This is a genomic window from Halorussus salinus (genome assembly GCF_004765815.2).
GTDB lineage: Archaea > Halobacteriota > Halobacteria > Halobacteriales > Haladaptataceae > Halorussus > Halorussus salinus.
In genome coordinates, this window is sequence record NZ_SBIS02000007.1 from 465,116 (window position 1) to 479,829 (window position 14,714).

Genomic DNA, 14,714 nt, shown 5'->3' on the forward strand with positions numbered 1-14,714 from the left:
CAATGTGGCCGACGAGTCAGTCCGCTGGCTCCTCGCTCCTCGCGGGTCGGTCGGCGAACGGCGACGCGCCCGCGAGGAGGGCCGCCGACCCGACCACCAGAATCGCCCCGAAGAGACCGATGGTCGGGACGATGCCGAGCGCGTCGGCGAGTCGGCCCGCGCCGAGTTCGAAGGGGATGGTGACGACGTTGTAGACCATCCCCGCCGCGCTCAGGACAGTCGCGCGTCCGACCGACTCCACGTGGTCGTTGATGTACTGGTTAGCCAGCGGCATCGTCACGCCGCGGGCGGCCCGCATGACGAGGAAGACCGGAATCGCCGTCGCCGGAACGAGGGCGACGCCGACGAACAGCGCGCCGAGGAGGACCGGCGCGAGCGCGAACCACCGGCGGATGCCGACGACCGACCGAATCAGGTCGGTCCGGTAGCTGACCGCCGCGGCGACCGCGGTGAATCCGCCGTAGAGCCACCCGAGCGCGCCGACCGACAGGCCGAGCGTCTCGACGCCGAACGGTTGGACGAAGAAGTTGACGCCCCAGTAGACGCCGACGAACAGGCCGAGGTAGGGCACGAACGACCGGAGCGGCGGCTTCGAGAACTCCTCGCGGACGATAGGGAGCGCATCTACCACGGTGAACTGGTCGTCACCGTCGTCGATGTCTCCGTCGTCAGTGTCCGCCGAAGTATTTCGTCCGGGCGTCGATTCGGGAAACGACAGCAGGACGGGGACGCTCAGGGCAGTCACGCACGCCGAGGAGAGGTAGGCCGCGGGCATCCACGCGTCGGCGATGTAGCCGCCGAGGATGCCGGTCGCGCCGGTCACGACGTACATCACGGCGTTGCCCCGGCCCCTGACCGCCGCGAAGTCGTCTTCGTCCATCCGTGCTTTCAGCGTGTCGTAGAGCCACGCGTCGGCGGTGCCCGACCGGAACGTCGAGGCGAACGCCCAGAACCCCATCACGACCGCGAAGTGGACGAACTCGCTGGAGGCGGCCATCGCCACCTGCGCGACGGTGATGAGTACGCTGGCGAGGAGCAGGCTGTTCCGACGACCGATGCGGTCGCCGACGATGCCGGTCGGAATCTCGAACAGGAGGAGTCCGGCCCACCAAATCGCGTCCACGGCACCCACGAGCGCGTAGGACTCGACGTTGACCTCGATGTAGTAGTACCAGATGGGCGTCGTGAATCCGGCGGCCATCGCCGCCCGATAGAGGTAGTACTTCGCGACGTGGCCGGTCGGGAGTCTCCTCGCGGGCCTCACGCTCGGCCCTACAGAGTCAGCGTACAAAACTGTCAGCGGAAGCTCGTTTTTGTAGAAAAATCTACTATTTCGTGAGAGGGCACCACGCGGTGGTTTTTTCGGCGGGCGTAGCGACCCTTGGAGTATGGAGACGCCGATTTCGTTCGGAACCGACGGCTGGCGAGCGACGCTCGACGAGTTCACCGCACCGCGCGTCCGGATGGTCGGGCAGGCGGTCGCCGACTACCTGCGGGAGGTCGAGGAGCGCGACGGCGGCACGGTCGCGGTCGGCTACGACGCCCGCGAGACCTCGCGCGGGTTCGCCGAGGAGCTATGCCGCGTGCTGGCGGCCAACGGGTTCGACGCGCTGATTCCACCGCGGGACTGCCCGACGCCGCTGGCGGTGTGGACCATCGCCGACCGCGAGTTGGCTGGCGCGCTGGTCGTCTCGGCGAGTCACAACCCGCCGAACTACAACGGTGTGAAGTTCTTCCCCCACGACGCCGCGCCCGCCCTGCCCGAGGTGACCGACGAAATCATGGCCCGTATCGCCGAACCGCGCGCGCTCCCCGAGGAGGAACAGGGAAGCGTCCGCGAGGAGGACCTGCTGGAACCCTACGCGGACCACGCCTTCGACGTGGTGGGCGTCGGTCCCGACGAGGAGTCGGACCTCGACGGCCTGACCGTGGTCTACGACGCGATGCACGGGTCGGGCCGCGGGTTCACCGACGAACTGCTCGAACGTGCCGGGGCGACCGTCCACCGGCGGCGATGCGAGCAGGACGCCGAGTTCGGCGGCACGAACCCCGAACCGAGCGCCGAGAACCTACAGGGCCTCGTGGAGGCGGTTCGCGAGAAGGACGCGGACCTCGGCATCGCCAACGACGGCGACTCCGACCGCATCGCTGTCGTGACGCCCGACCGCGGCTTCTTGGACGAGAACCTCTTTTTCGCCGCGACGTACGACTACCTCCTCGAAGACGACTCCGGCCCCGCGGTCCGGACCGTCTCGACCACCTTCCTCGTGGACCGCGTGGCCGAAGCCCACGGCGAGGAGATAGTCGAGACCGCGGTCGGCTACAAGTGGGTCGCCGAAGCGATGGGCGAACACGACGCGCTCATCGGGGGCGAGGAGTCCGGCGGCTTCTCGATTCGGGGCCACGTCCGCGAGAAGGACGGCGTGCTGATGGCGCTGCTAGCCGGAGCGGTCGAGAGCGAACGCTCCTACGACGACCGGGTGGACGAACTCCTCTCGGAGTTCGGCAAGATTCACCAATCGAAGGTCAGCGTGGACTGCCCGGACGACCGCAAGCAGGACGTGCTGTCGGCGCTGGAATCCGAACTGCCCGACGAGGTGGCGGGCGAGCGCGTCGAGGAGGTCAACGACACCGACGGGTTCAAGATTCTGTTGGAGGACGGGTCGTGGTTGCTGGTCCGTCCGAGCGGGACCGAACCGAAGATGCGCGTCTACGCCGAGGCCGCGAGCGAGGAGCGCGTGGAGGCGCTACTGGACGCGGGGCGTGAACTGGTCGAGCCGCTGGTATAGCACCTCGGCAACGGTTACTCGTCGTCACCTACCGCGACGGTCGTTCGAGCGTGAGCGAATCGCCGCACTCGATTTCTTCGCCGTAAATGTCGCCGTCGAACTCCGGCACGTCGCCGGTCCAGTCGATACAGTTCAACACGACCGGCAAGTGATTCAATCGCGTTTCGAGGACGTTGAGCGGATGCGAGTCCACGAATCCGGCGGCCTGTACGTCGGCCACGTCACCACCGGAGTCGAGTTGGAGGTGACACTCACCGAGTTGGTTTCGATGGTCGTCGCGATGCCAGCCGACGGAGGCGTCACGGTCGGGTTCGACCCACTGAATCCGATAGTACTCGTGGGACTCGTTCTGTGGAAACTCGAACTGCACTTCGAGCCGCACGGTCGAAGCGTCGTAGTCGGTTTGCAGCATTACGCCGGGGTCTACGTCGGCGTGAACCGCCTCTCGGCGAATACTAGACGGTTCGTAGCGGACAGTTTCGAATCCGGCGTGTCCCGAGAGCCAGTCGTGAACCGCTTCGTGGACGGTGGTCTGAGTGAGTCGCGCTCGATTAGCGAGCAAGAGCGGAAACGGCGACATGGCTCAGGCGGGCGAAGTCGTCCGGGAACTATTTTCGAGGTCGGCGAGGTCGTCGTACAGTTCGAGACCGTGGCGGAGTATCGTCTTGGTCTCCTCGTTGCGCTTCCACCGCCGAAGAACGCGATTTCGGCGGCGAACCTCGTCGCCCGAGAGGTCCTGCTCGGTCAGCGAGGCTTCGAGTTCGGCACGGCTCTCGACGCCGAACTCGTCTCGCCAGCCGTGAATCTCGTCCTGAATCGCGGCGACCTCCTCGCGTAACTCCTCGCGGGTGTGTTCGTCGGTCAGGTCCCGGATGTGGGAGAGATACTGCGTTTTGTAGTCGGGGCGGTAGCGTGGGTTCTCACCGTTCTCCCGACTGTCGTCGGCGAAGACGCGCTTGAGTTGATTGTGAGCGACGAGTCGGTCGAGTTCGTCTTTCGCCGTCTGCCACGACACGTCGGCCTCGTCTCGAATCCAGTTCACTGACCGCGGACGTGAGAGAGTAGTTGCGACCTCTCGAACCCGCTCACGAGCGCTGAGTTCGTCTTTCCACGAATTCACTGTGAATCTCTCCGGACGAAGATACGTCCGTGGTTCTCAAATAAGTTAGGCCGTTCTGGATTTATTGAGAGAAAGGAGCTACTCGCCTTCACCGAAGTCCAGCATTCCGTTCGGATTCACGTAGTAGACGTAGGCCAGTCCGAGACCCATCAGCACCGCGACCAGTCCGAGGAGGTCGCCCGCGTCGGTCGTGAACCCGTCGGCGAACGTGACGTAGGCCATCACGAACGCGAAGACGGTCCAGATGACGGAGACTCGTCGGCGTCGTTGCTCGTCCATACCGGGTCAGGGGCGTCGGGGAAGTTGGGTCTTTGGAGTTCGTCCGGCGGGATTCGCGTCTCTCGAATCGTTTTCGATTCTCTTTAGCAATCTCTTTCGTTGTCTTGTAATGGTAGAGGTTGTTCCCGTCCCGTGAGCGGACAGCGGCGTAGGACGTGTTGCTGGCGACGCTATAGCGTCACTGCACAGCGCCGTATCCGGATGGCGGGCCGCCACCGCACGGCAGACCGCGACTGCCACCGTACGGCGGACTTTCGCCGACAACGAGGAGTCACCGCACGGCACCGCAACCGCCCCGCGCCTCCCCAACCGCTTGCGTTGTCTGCGAACCGCGTTCGCAGACTACTCGCCCCTCGCGCGGATGGGGCGTCGCCCACGGCGACGCACCCGCACGCGCCGAGGAGGTCCATTCGAACCGTCGTGTCACCCCTCGCCGCCGTAGCGCCCGCGAAGCCGGTCCGAATCGCCCTCGACCGGCGCAATCGAAAAGTCGAGGGCGTCGTAGAACGGCCGGACGCCGGGGTCGAACTCCGCGGTCAGGCGGGCGTGGCGCTCGGCCGCGGCGCGGACCAGCGCGGACCCGATGCCCTGCCCGCGGCGCGCGCGTCGAACCGCCACGGCGTCGATGTGCGCGTCGTGGACGTGCGCGGTGTCGTCGTGCGTGGCGTCGGCGTGTATGGCGTCGTCGCCGTGTGTGGCGTCGTCACCGGCGGCGTCCTCCTCGGCGTCGTTCCGCCGGACGAGTACCAGCGCGCCGAGAATCGGCGTCTCCCGGTCGGCGGTCTCCACGCAGTCGGCGGTCTCCTCGCGGGTCGGTTCGCGAGCCACCAACACGTCCCCGACCGCGATGCGCTCGCGGAGGTCCGCGCGCACGTCGAGCATCGCGGCGTCGAGGACGCGCCGGACCCCCATCCGGTCGTCGTCGGTGGCCTCGCGAACCACGACGCCCGCCCCGTGGTTCAGAGCGTCGGGACTCGTAGCGTCGTTACTCACCGGTCTCGCTCCCGGTCGTCGCCGAGGAGCCTCTCGACCATCGCCAGCACGTCGTCCACCGGCGGCCGGTCGTCGGTGCCCTCGCCGCGGTGGACCGCGAACAGTTCCACGTCCCCGCCGCGGCCGTCCAGAATCGCGGTCTGAGGCAGTCGCCCGAGGAGGTCGTGAAGCCCGCCCAACTTCCCCAGTCGCGTCGGCTGACCGTACTGCTCGGCGACGGTCGTCTCGGCGTCGGCGACGACCGGGAACGGCAGATGAGTCTTCTGCTGCCACTTCGTGGCCTTCGCCTTCGATTCGGGCAGGACCGCGACGACCGCCGCGTCGCGGTCGCGGAACTCGCCGTAGCGGTCGGCCACCGCCCGGACCTGCTCGCGGCACGACCGACTGTAGTAGTCGCGCAGAAAGAGGAGGACGAGCGCGTCGTTGTCCTCGGGCGGCGTCCGCGTGCGGTTCGGTCGCCGCGCCGCGAGGTCGGGGTCGGCCGCGAGGGCCGAGAGGAGTACCGGGTCGGGTCCCGCGCCCGCGTTGGGCAACTCGAAGTCGAGTTCCGAGACGCCGAGGGCGTCGGTTCGGGGGCCAGCGACGGCGGTCGGGACCGGGGAGTCGGCCGTCGCCGAACCGCCGCTCCCGCCCTTGATGAGCCGCAGTACCTTCACGTGGTCGGTCTCGACGGGTTGGTCCTCGGGGACCGGGCGACCGTCCACCATCACCGAGACCTCGTGTGGACTCAAATCCACCTTCGCCAGCAGGTCGGCGTAGGTCGCGTCCTCGATTTCGAAGTCGCGGGTCTCCTCGCCGACGACTTCGACGGTCACGTTCATAGCGTTGGATTTCGCGGCGCGCGTGGTAAGCGTGTCGGGCTACGAGAGTGCGTCGAGTTTCGGGAGGGGTTCGGAGGTCTCTCGGACCGAGAAACGCCAGTCGAACGCGAAGAGAAGCTAGCTACTGCCGACAACGAGGAGTTACCGCTCCGCACAGCACCGCGACGGCCACGTCCTCCCCAACCGCTTGCGTTGCTCGGTCTCCGACCTGCGCTACTCAGCCCTCGCGCGAACGGGCGCGGCCACGAGAGGCCGCGCCCGCACGCGCCGGTGGTCTGACGTGAAACTCGTCGGCGAGGAGAATCCGAAATCGTCGCCCTCTCCGTCTACAGCGTCGAGTCGGTCGTCGTCGCCGTCTCGTCGCCGCGGCCGCCGTATCGCGCTCGGCCGCCGAGCGCGAGCGCGCCGAGACCGAGGAGCAACACGACGAACTGAATCAAGCCCCCGAGAATCGGGACGAAGCCGACCAGCGAGACCAGTACGAGGCCGACCGCGAGCGCGACCCACTTGCTGTCGCTGTCGGCGAATCCGGCCAGCCACGCGCCGAGCGCGAACGCGCCGTAGACGTACCCGAGCCACAACACGAAGGCGTAGAGAATCGACCCGAGGATGCCGAGCGGAATCCCGACGAGCGAGACGAAGAGTAAGACGAGCAGTATCGGAATCCCGACGAACAACAGGAGACCGACCCCGGCCGACCGGAGCGGGTCGGCGATAGCCCTGTCGGCGACGCCGCCGGAGAACCGCGAGAAGACCAGCAGGACGACCGCTCCGAGCAGGAAGTTCACGACGAAGCCGTACACCGCGCCGACCCAACTCGGGAACAGGGGACCGCCGACGCCCACGCCGAGGTCCACGTTCGGCTCCTCGCGGACCTCGCCGTCGATTCGGGCACCCTGCGCCCTGTCGAGGTCGCCGTCGTACACGAAGTCGCCGCCGACGACCGCACTCGGTCCGAGCGTGATGGTGCCCGCGCCAACTCGCGCGTCCCGCCCGACCTCGCCCTCGACCACGACGTTGCCCGCCGCGGCCTCCAACTCCCCGCCGATTCGACCGCCGTCGGCGAGGAGGAAGTTCCCGCCCGCGGCGCTGGCGTCGCCGGTCACGGTGCCGTTGACCCGGACGTTGCCCGCGAACGCTTCGAGGTCGCCGTTCACTCGCCCGTCCACGAACACGTTGCCCGCGAACGCGGTCAGGTCGCCCTCGACGGTCCCGCGGACGATGACCGTCCCCCCGAACGCGGTCAGGTCGTCGGTTATCGTCTCGCCCTCCTCGACCACGACGGTCCCGCCGCTCCGGGTCTCGTCGGCCGCGACCGGCGCGGGCACCGCGGCGAGGAGGACCAGCGCCGCGAGCAGGACCGCGAATCGCTTCTTCATAGCGAACCCGTCGATAGCCTCCGAATTAGTAGTTTCCCGGTTATCGTCAAAACCAGAGGTTAAGCACGTCTTACGACCGGACGAGTGAATCGGAGCGTCCCCCGGAGTCGCCGAGTCACTGGCAGGCGTAGACCGGGTCGCGGGTAGGCGTGGACCGGGTCGCGGGCGAGCGAAGGCCGAGTCGGCGACCGGACTCTCGGCCGTGTGACCTACCTCGGGGAGTTTAAGACCGGGAAGCCCCTCGTGTCCCTCATGACCGAGGTCGAGAGCGAGGCCGACAGCGAGGCCGACGAGGCGGCCGAATCGGACGAGGGAGTCGCGCCGGACGACGAGGCCGCGCCCGAGACGACCGCCGACTCCTCCGAGGCGGCCCGCGGGGAGATTTGGATAGAGAAGTACCGCCCTCAGCGGTTGGACGAGGTGGCGGGCCACGAGGACATCACCGAGCGCCTGAGTCGCTACGTCGAGCGCGACGACCTGCCGAACCTTCTATTTTCAGGCCCTGCAGGCGTGGGCAAAACCACTTCTGCGGTCGCCATCGCCAAGGAACTCTACGGCGACGACTGGGAGAGCAACTTCCTCGAACTCAACGCCTCCGACCAGCGCGGCATCGACGTGGTCCGGGACCGCATCAAGAACTTCGCCCGGTCGTCGTTCGGCGGGGCCAACTACCGCATCATCTTCTTGGACGAGGCCGACAGTCTCACGTCCGACGCCCAGTCAGCCCTGCGCCGGACGATGGAGCAGTTCTCGAACAACACGCGGTTCATCCTCTCGTGTAACTACTCCAGCAAGATTATCGACCCCATCCAGTCGCGGTGCGCGACGTTCCGGTTCGGTCCCATCTCCGAGGAGGGCGTCACCGAGCAGATTCTGAAAGTCGCCGAGCAGGAGGGTATCGAGACGACCGAAGACGGCATCGAGGCGCTGGTCTACGCCGCCGACGGCGACATGCGCAAGGCCATCAACGCGCTCCAAGCCGCGGCCGTGATGGGCGAGGTCGTGGACGAGGAGGCCGTGTTCACCATCACCAGCACGGCCCGCCCGGAGGAAATCGAGGAGATGGTCACCTACGCCATCGAGGGCGATTTCAGCAAGGCGCGCTCGATTCTGGACGACCTGCTGACGAACAAGGGGATGGCGGGGGGCGACATCATCGACCAACTCCACCGGTCGGTCTGGGAGTTCGAGTTGAGCGACGAGGCCACCGTGCGGCTGATGGACCGCGTGGGCGAGGTCGATTACCGCATCACCGAGGGCGCGAACGAGCGCGTCCAGCTAGAGGCACTACTGGCGTCGCTGTCGCTCGAAGACCAGTAGCGTCGGCGTAGCCTCGACGCGGCGTCGGAGGAGCGTTAGCGCGAGGCTGACCGCGACGCAATCGGCCGTTTCGACGCTCGCCGCCGTCGGCGCGCTCGCTCGCCGCGAGAAAGCCCGCGTTGCGTCGGAAAACGGTCCGAAACGGCCACCCCTCTTATGCATCGGACCGCCGTACCGATGTGGGAGTACACATGGGACGCTATCCGAGAACAGCACGGGACGCGCGCTTGAAGTGCATCGAGTGCAACGCACCCGTCGTCGAGACGGTCGAAGGAAACTACGCCTGCGTGGACTGCGGCACCGCGCCGATTGCCACTCGGTCGGACGCGACGGCGTCCACCGCCGACGACGCGCGGTCCCCGGCGGACGACTGACGCCGTTCGGGGGCGACGACACGAACCACACTTTTGTCACTGGTCGGCGAAGACGAGACCATGAGCCACGCACGTCTCGAACCGACGGACGCCCTCCGCACCGTCCGAACCGCGAACGCCCACCGAACCGCGGACGCCCACCGAACCGTCCGACGGTCCCGCGCATGACCGCGAACGCTCCCATCCGCACCGAGTCGCTGACCAAGCGGTACGGCGACGCGACCGCGGTCCGGGACCTCACCTTCGAGGTCGAGCGCGGCGAGGTGTTCGGCTTCCTCGGTCCCAACGGCGCGGGCAAGACCACGACGATGCAGATGCTGACGACGCTGACCCGGCCCAGTTCCGGCGAGGCGTGGGTCGCCGGAGCGCCCGTCACCGACCGCGACGCGGTGGTCGAAGAACTGGGCTACATGCCCGAGGAGCCACCCATCTACGACGAACTCACCGGGCGCGAACAGTTGGGGTACGTCGCGGGCCTCCGGGACCTGCCCGAGAGCGAGGCCGACCGCAAAATCGGCGACCTCCTCGAGCGGTTCGACCTCGCGGGGGACGCCGACGACCGTATCTCGACGTACTCGAAGGGGATGAAACAGAAGACCGCGCTGATTCAGGCGCTCGTCCACGACCCGCAAGTCGTGTTTCTGGACGAACCGACCTCGGGGCTGGACCCGCGGGCGGCGCGAACCGTCAGGAATCTGGTCTCGGAACTCCGCGACGAGGGGATGACCGTCTTCCTCTCGACGCACATCCTCCCGGTCGTCGAGGAGTTGGCCGACCGGGTGGGCGTCCTCCACGACGGTCGCCTCGTCGCCGAGGGGTCGCCGGAGTCGCTGACTCACCGGGCCGAGTCGGGCGAGGAGTCCACGCTCGAAGAGGTGTTCCTCGAAGTGACGAGCGAACACCCCGAGGGCGAGGTCGGCCGGGACGCCGAGCAGTCGGAGTTCGCGCGATGAAGGTGCCCGACCTCTCGCACGCGACTCGCATCGCCCGCGTGGAAGTCCGGCGGAGCGTCCGGGCGATGCGGTCGAGCGGCACCCGGACCATCGCGTTCGGCTTCGCGCTCCTGTTCTGGGTCGCCGCGCCGACGCTGGTCGGCGGGTTTCTGGCCTACCGACTCGGGCAGGCGCTCCCGACCGTCCCCTTCGAGTTCCCGGTGCTGGACCTCGCTCGCGGCGGGACCGCGGTCGGGTGGGTCGGTCTCGCGGCGCTCGCGGCGGCCCGGTCGGCGGGCGGCAAGAGCGAGGTCGATTCGCCGGAGGGAATCCTGACGACCGTGCCAGCGCGGGACGCCGCGCTCGGCCTCCTGCTCGCCGAGTACGTCCGGATGGCGCTGGTCGCGGCGATTCCGGTCCTCACCATCGCCGGGGCGCTCGCGGTCGGCGCGGGCGTCGGCGTCCCGCTACTCGCGGTGCCAGCGACCGCCGCCCTCGTCCTCGCCGTCGGACTGACGGTCGGCTTCCCGGTCGGTATCGCCGTCAACTGGCTCACGATGCGAGTGCCGTGGGTCGCCCGCCACAAGACGGCGCTCCTCGTCGTCGCGGGCGGCCTCTACTTCTTCGCGTTCGTCTCGGACACGTTCAACGAGGTAGTCACGTTCCTCCAGCGCGCGCTCCGGGACACGCCGCTGGCGTGGTTCGGCGACGCCGCCCTGCTTGGCCTGCCGGGCATCGACGCCGTGGCGGTCCACGCGCTCGGCGCGGCGGCGGTCGCGGCGGTCCTCCTCCCGACGCTCGCGGGCGTCGGGATTCGCGCCGCCACGACGGTCTGGTACACCGACCGAGCGCAGACGACCGAGGAGACCGACGAAACGCGAGCCGACGCGGGCGTTCGCGGCCGGGACGGCACGCCCGCGGGCGGAACCGCACGCGAGAGCGGACCCGCGAGCGAGGGCGCAGGAGCGACGAGCCTCGGCGAGCGCGCGCTCGCGCCCCTCTCGGGACTCCTCGCCCGACCGACGCGGACCCTGACGCTTGCGGTCTGGCGGCGGACCAAGCGCGCGCCGATTCGCGTCCTCTACGTCGCCTACCCCCTCTTTTTCCTCTACGCGCCGCTCCGGACAGCCGTCGAAAGTGGCGTCTCGACGCTCCTGCCGGTGATGGTCGCGCTCTACGGGACGTGGGCGACGGGCGCGCTGGTGTTGAACCCGCTCGGCGACGAGGGATCGGTCCTGCCCGCGACCCTCCTGTCGGGCATCGGCGGCCGCCAGTTCGTCGTCGCCCACGTCCTCTCGGCGGCGCTCGTCGGGGTGCCGGTCGTGGCGCTGGCGACCGCGGTGACTGGCGCGCTGAGTCCGCTCGCTCCCGCGCAGTGGGTGGCGCTGACCGCCGCGAGCGCCCTCCTCGTCGTCGCCGGGACGGTGCTGGCCGTCGCTACCGGGACGCTCCTCCCGCGGTTCGGCACGGTCGAGGTGTTCCGGAGCCGCGAGGTCACGATGCCGAGCAAGGGCGCGTTCGCAGCCTACTCGCTGGCACTCCTCGGTGGTGCTGTCGGGGCCGTCGTCGCGCTCCTCCCGGCGCTCGCGGGGTTCGTCGGCGGGGTGGTCGGCGTGCCGGGCGTCGGGGTTCGCGTCGTCGGCGGACTGGTGGCAGTGCTGGTCGCCGTCGTCGGTCCGGTCGCGGGGTTCCGGTGGGCCGCCCGAACGTTCGAGGAGTTCGTCGTGGACTGAGGTCGGCGGTCAGTGTGGGACCAGTTGCACACGTTGCGGAACTGTTTTACGCGCTCGTTGGCGAAATACGGATAATATGAGCGAACTCGAAGAGGAGTACCGCCTCGATTATTTCGAGGAAGAGGGCTTCGTCAGGAAGGAGTGTACCGACTGCGGTGACTTCTTCTGGACCCGCGACCCCGACCGAGAGACCTGCGGCGAACCGCCGTGCGAGAACTACCAGTTCATCGACGACCCCGGATTCCCGGAGGCCCACACGCTCGAAGAGATGCGGGAGGCGTTCCTCTCGTTCTTCGAGGAGAACGACCACGAGCGAATCGAGCCGTACCCGGTGGCCGCGAACCGCTGGCGCGACGACGTGTTGCTGACCCAAGCGTCTATCTACGACTTCCAGCCGCTCGTCACTTCGGGCGAGACTCCTCCGCCAGCCAACCCCCTCACGATTAGCCAGCCCTGCATCCGGATGCAGGACATCGACAACGTGGGCAAGACGGGGCGACACACGATGGCCTTCGAGATGATGGCCCACCACGCGTTCAACGCCCGCAAGGAGGTCGGCGACGAGTACGCCTACTCCGGAGAGGTCTACTGGAAGGACGAGACCGTCGAGTACTGCGACCGCTTCTTCGAGTCGATGGGGGCCGACTTGGACGAGATTACCTACATCGAGGACCCGTGGGTCGGCGGGGGCAACGCCGGGCCAGCCATCGAAGTCATCTACAAGGGCGCGGAACTGGCGACGCTGGTCTTCATGTCGATGGAGCAGGACCCCGACGGCGACTACGAGATGAAAGACGGCAACCGGTACTCCAAGATGGACACCTACATCGTGGACACCGGCTACGGCCTCGAACGCTGGACGTGGGTCTCGCAGGGCACCCCGACCGTCTACGAGGCGGTCTACCCCGAGATGATTTCGTTCCTGAAGGACAACGCTGGCATCGACCACTCCGACGAGGAGGAGAAACTCGTCCATCGCTCCTCGAAACTGGCGGGGCACATGGACATCGACGAGGCCGAGGACATGGAGGCCGCCCGCGACAACATCGCCCGCGAGTTGGACGTGTCCAAGACGCGCCTCGAAGACCTGCTGGAACCCCTCGAAGACATCTACGCCATCGCGGACCACTGCCGGACGCTCGCCTACATGCTCGGCGACGGCATCGTCCCGAGCAACGTCGGCACGGGGTATCTCACCCGGATGGTCCTGCGGCGGACCAAACGGCTCTGTGACAACGTAGGCGTGGACGCGCCACTGGACGAACTCGTGGACATGCAGGCCGAACGCCTCGAATACGAGAACCGCGACACGATTCGGGACATCGTGCGCACCGAGGTCGAAAAGTACCGCGAGACGCTCGAACAGGGCGGCCGCCGGGTCGAACGACTCGCCAAGGAGTACGCCGAGAAGGGCCAACCCATCCCGACCGACGAACTGGTCGAGTTGTACGACTCCCACGGCATCCAGCCCGACATGGTGGAAGAAATCGCCGCGGACTTCGGGACCGAGGTCGAGGTCCCCGACGACTTCTACAGCGTCGTCGCCTCCCGCCACGACTCCGGGCAGGCCTTCGAGGAGGAAGCGGACGAAGACGACCGGCTGGCCGACCTGCCGAAGACCGACCGGCAGTTCTACGAGGACCAGTACGGCACCGACTTCGAGGCCGTGGTCCTCGACGTGTTCGAGCGCGAGGGCGAGGGAACGGACGGCGAGACCGCCTACGACGTGGTGCTGGACCAGACGATGTTCTACCCGGAGGGCGGTGGCCAACCCGCCGACCACGGGACGCTGACCACCGACGAGACGAGCGTACGGGTCGGCGACGTGCAGGTCCGGGACGGCGTCATCCTCCACCGGACCGACGACGAGGTCGGCAAGGGCGACATCGTGCGCGGGAAGATAGACCGCGACCGCCGCCGTCGGCTGATGCGCCACCACACCGCGACCCACCTCGTCGTCCACGCGGCCCGCGAGGTGCTGGGCGACCACGTCCGGCAGGCCGGTGCCCAGAAGGGCACCGATAGCTCGCGCATCGACGTGCGCCACTACGAGCGCATCGACCGCGAGACCAAAGACGAGATCGAGATGGTCGCCAACGAACTCGTGATGGAGAACACGTCGGTCCAGCAGGAGTGGCCCAACCGCCACGAGGCCGAAGAGGAGTACGGCTTCGACCTGTATCAGGGCGGCATCCCGGCCGGACAGAACATCCGGCTCATCCACGTCTCCGAGGACGTGCAGGCCTGCGGTGGCACCCACGTCCGGCGTACAGGCGACGTGGGCACCATCAAGATTCTGAACACCGAGCGCGTGCAGGACGGCGTGGAACGGCTCACCTTCGCCGCGGGCGAGGCCGCCGTCGAGGCGACCCAGCGAACCGAGACCGCGCTCGCCGACGCCGCCGACATCTTGGACGTGGCTCCCGACGAGGTCCCCGAGACCGCCCAGCGGTTCTTCGACGAGTGGAAGGACCGGGGCAAGCAGATAGAGGACCTGAAAGAACAGCTCGCCGAGGCCCGCGCGTCGGGCGGTGGCGGCGGCGAGGAGGTCGAGGTCGGCGACACCACGGCCGTCGTCCAGCGCCTCGACGCCGACATGGACGAACTCCGGGCGACCGCGAACGCCCTCGTGGAGGAGGGCAAAATCGCGGTCATCGGAAGCGGTGCCGACGGCGCGACGTTCGTCGTCGCGGTGCCCGACGGCGTCGGCGTCAACGCTGGCGAAGTCGTCGGGCAACTCGCCCAGAAGGTCGGCGGGGGCGGCGGCGGTCCGCCGGACTTCGCGCAGGGCGGCGGCCCCGACGCCGAGAAGTTGGACGACGCGCTGGACGAGGCTCCAGACGTGCTGAAGCAGGTCCAGAACGCCTGAGCGACGACCGTCGGAACGGCCGACCGACCTCCGATAGCTCTTTTCCCGCGGCGACCGATTTCGACCGAACGATGACTGACCCGACAGAGGCGACCGACTCGCCTC

At 67.9% G+C, this 14,714-nt stretch carries 13 protein-coding genes and 1 pseudogene; 6 read left to right on the forward strand and 8 right to left on the reverse strand.

Annotated elements, in window-relative coordinates; all coding sequences use genetic code 11:
- Positions 1–16: 16 nt before the first annotated feature.
- Positions 17–1,264 carry an MFS transporter gene (locus EPL00_RS15925; RefSeq protein WP_135853445.1) on the reverse strand — a complete coding sequence of 416 codons (1,248 nt, stop codon included), beginning with the start codon at positions 1,262–1,264 and terminating at the stop codon, positions 17–19.
- A gap of 124 nt (positions 1,265–1,388) precedes the next feature.
- Here EPL00_RS15925 and EPL00_RS15930 point away from each other — a divergent pair, with 124 nt between their 5' ends.
- Positions 1,389–2,789, forward strand: coding sequence for a phosphoglucomutase/phosphomannomutase family protein (locus tag EPL00_RS15930; protein ID WP_135853444.1), 1,401 nt, complete (start codon positions 1,389–1,391; stop codon positions 2,787–2,789).
- Positions 2,790–2,817: 28 nt separating this feature from the next.
- Here EPL00_RS15930 and EPL00_RS15935 read toward each other — a convergent pair whose 3' ends face one another.
- From EPL00_RS15935 to EPL00_RS15960, 7 genes and pseudogenes are all read right to left on the reverse strand, one after another.
- Positions 2,818–3,369: a hypothetical protein gene (locus EPL00_RS15935; protein ID WP_135853443.1), complete on the reverse strand. Its 552-nt coding sequence runs from the start codon at positions 3,367–3,369 to the stop codon at positions 2,818–2,820.
- A gap of 3 nt (positions 3,370–3,372) precedes the next feature.
- Positions 3,373–3,909: a DUF7342 family protein gene (locus tag EPL00_RS15940; RefSeq protein WP_135853442.1), complete on the reverse strand. Its 537-nt coding sequence runs from the start codon at positions 3,907–3,909 to the stop codon at positions 3,373–3,375.
- Positions 3,910–3,987: 78 nt separating this feature from the next.
- Complete coding sequence (locus EPL00_RS15945) at positions 3,988–4,188, reverse strand: hypothetical protein (protein ID WP_135853441.1); 201 nt, start codon at positions 4,186–4,188, stop codon at positions 3,988–3,990.
- Between the two features lie 423 nt (positions 4,189–4,611).
- Positions 4,612–5,181 (reverse strand): GNAT family N-acetyltransferase, encoded by a 570-nt coding sequence (locus tag EPL00_RS24100; protein WP_368407951.1) that lies wholly within the window; start codon positions 5,179–5,181, stop codon positions 4,612–4,614.
- On the reverse strand, positions 5,178–5,714 hold the full coding sequence (locus tag EPL00_RS15955) for a peroxiredoxin family protein (RefSeq protein WP_238398231.1): 537 nt from the start codon (positions 5,712–5,714) through the stop codon (positions 5,178–5,180). Before EPL00_RS15955 ends, EPL00_RS24100 begins: the two co-directional genes overlap by 4 nt.
- A gap of 93 nt (positions 5,715–5,807) precedes the next feature.
- Positions 5,808–6,002 (reverse strand): annotated as a pseudogene (gene samp2, locus EPL00_RS23850) (ubiquitin-like small modifier protein SAMP2); the annotation flags it as partial.
- Between the two features lie 326 nt (positions 6,003–6,328).
- On the reverse strand, positions 6,329–7,381 hold the full coding sequence (locus EPL00_RS15960) for a bactofilin family protein (protein WP_135853440.1): 1,053 nt from the start codon (positions 7,379–7,381) through the stop codon (positions 6,329–6,331).
- A gap of 252 nt (positions 7,382–7,633) precedes the next feature.
- Between EPL00_RS15960 and EPL00_RS15965 the strand changes: the two genes are divergently transcribed.
- From EPL00_RS15965 to alaS, 5 genes are all read left to right on the forward strand, one after another.
- On the forward strand, positions 7,634–8,701 hold the full coding sequence (locus tag EPL00_RS15965) for a replication factor C small subunit (protein WP_135853439.1): 1,068 nt from the start codon (positions 7,634–7,636) through the stop codon (positions 8,699–8,701).
- 191 nt (positions 8,702–8,892) lie between these two features.
- Entirely contained in the window at positions 8,893–9,075 is a 183-nt protein-coding gene (locus EPL00_RS15970) for a hypothetical protein (RefSeq protein WP_135853438.1), read from the forward strand.
- Between the two features lie 164 nt (positions 9,076–9,239).
- The gene (locus EPL00_RS15975; protein ID WP_135853437.1) at positions 9,240–10,028 is read left to right on the forward strand and encodes an ABC transporter ATP-binding protein; all 789 of its coding nucleotides are present in this window, start codon (positions 9,240–9,242) and stop codon (positions 10,026–10,028) included.
- Entirely contained in the window at positions 10,025–11,740 is a 1,716-nt protein-coding gene (locus tag EPL00_RS15980; protein WP_135853436.1) for a hypothetical protein, read from the forward strand. The genes EPL00_RS15975 and EPL00_RS15980 overlap by 4 nt, the downstream gene beginning before the upstream one ends.
- A 76-nt stretch (positions 11,741–11,816) precedes the next feature.
- Positions 11,817–14,609, forward strand: coding sequence for an alanine--tRNA ligase (gene alaS / locus EPL00_RS15985; RefSeq protein ID WP_135853435.1), 2,793 nt, complete (start codon positions 11,817–11,819; stop codon positions 14,607–14,609).
- The last annotated feature ends 105 nt before the right edge of the window (positions 14,610–14,714 follow it).

Coding starts and splice junctions, on each gene's coding strand:
- EPL00_RS15930 (WP_135853444.1), top strand. CDS start 1,389: ATGGAGACGCCGATTTCGTTCGGAACCGACGGCTGGCGAGCGACGCTC.
- EPL00_RS15935 (WP_135853443.1), bottom strand. CDS start 3,369: ATGTCGCCGTTTCCGCTCTTGCTCGCTAATCGAGCGCGACTCACTCAG.
- EPL00_RS15945 (WP_135853441.1), bottom strand. CDS start 4,188: ATGGACGAGCAACGACGCCGACGAGTCTCCGTCATCTGGACCGTCTTC.
- EPL00_RS15960 (WP_135853440.1), bottom strand. CDS start 7,381: ATGAAGAAGCGATTCGCGGTCCTGCTCGCGGCGCTGGTCCTCCTCGCC.
- EPL00_RS15965 (WP_135853439.1), top strand. CDS start 7,634: ATGACCGAGGTCGAGAGCGAGGCCGACAGCGAGGCCGACGAGGCGGCC.
- EPL00_RS15970 (WP_135853438.1), top strand. CDS start 8,893: ATGGGACGCTATCCGAGAACAGCACGGGACGCGCGCTTGAAGTGCATC.
- EPL00_RS15975 (WP_135853437.1), top strand. CDS start 9,240: ATGACCGCGAACGCTCCCATCCGCACCGAGTCGCTGACCAAGCGGTAC.
- EPL00_RS15980 (WP_135853436.1), top strand. CDS start 10,025: ATGAAGGTGCCCGACCTCTCGCACGCGACTCGCATCGCCCGCGTGGAA.
- alaS (WP_135853435.1), top strand. CDS start 11,817: ATGAGCGAACTCGAAGAGGAGTACCGCCTCGATTATTTCGAGGAAGAG.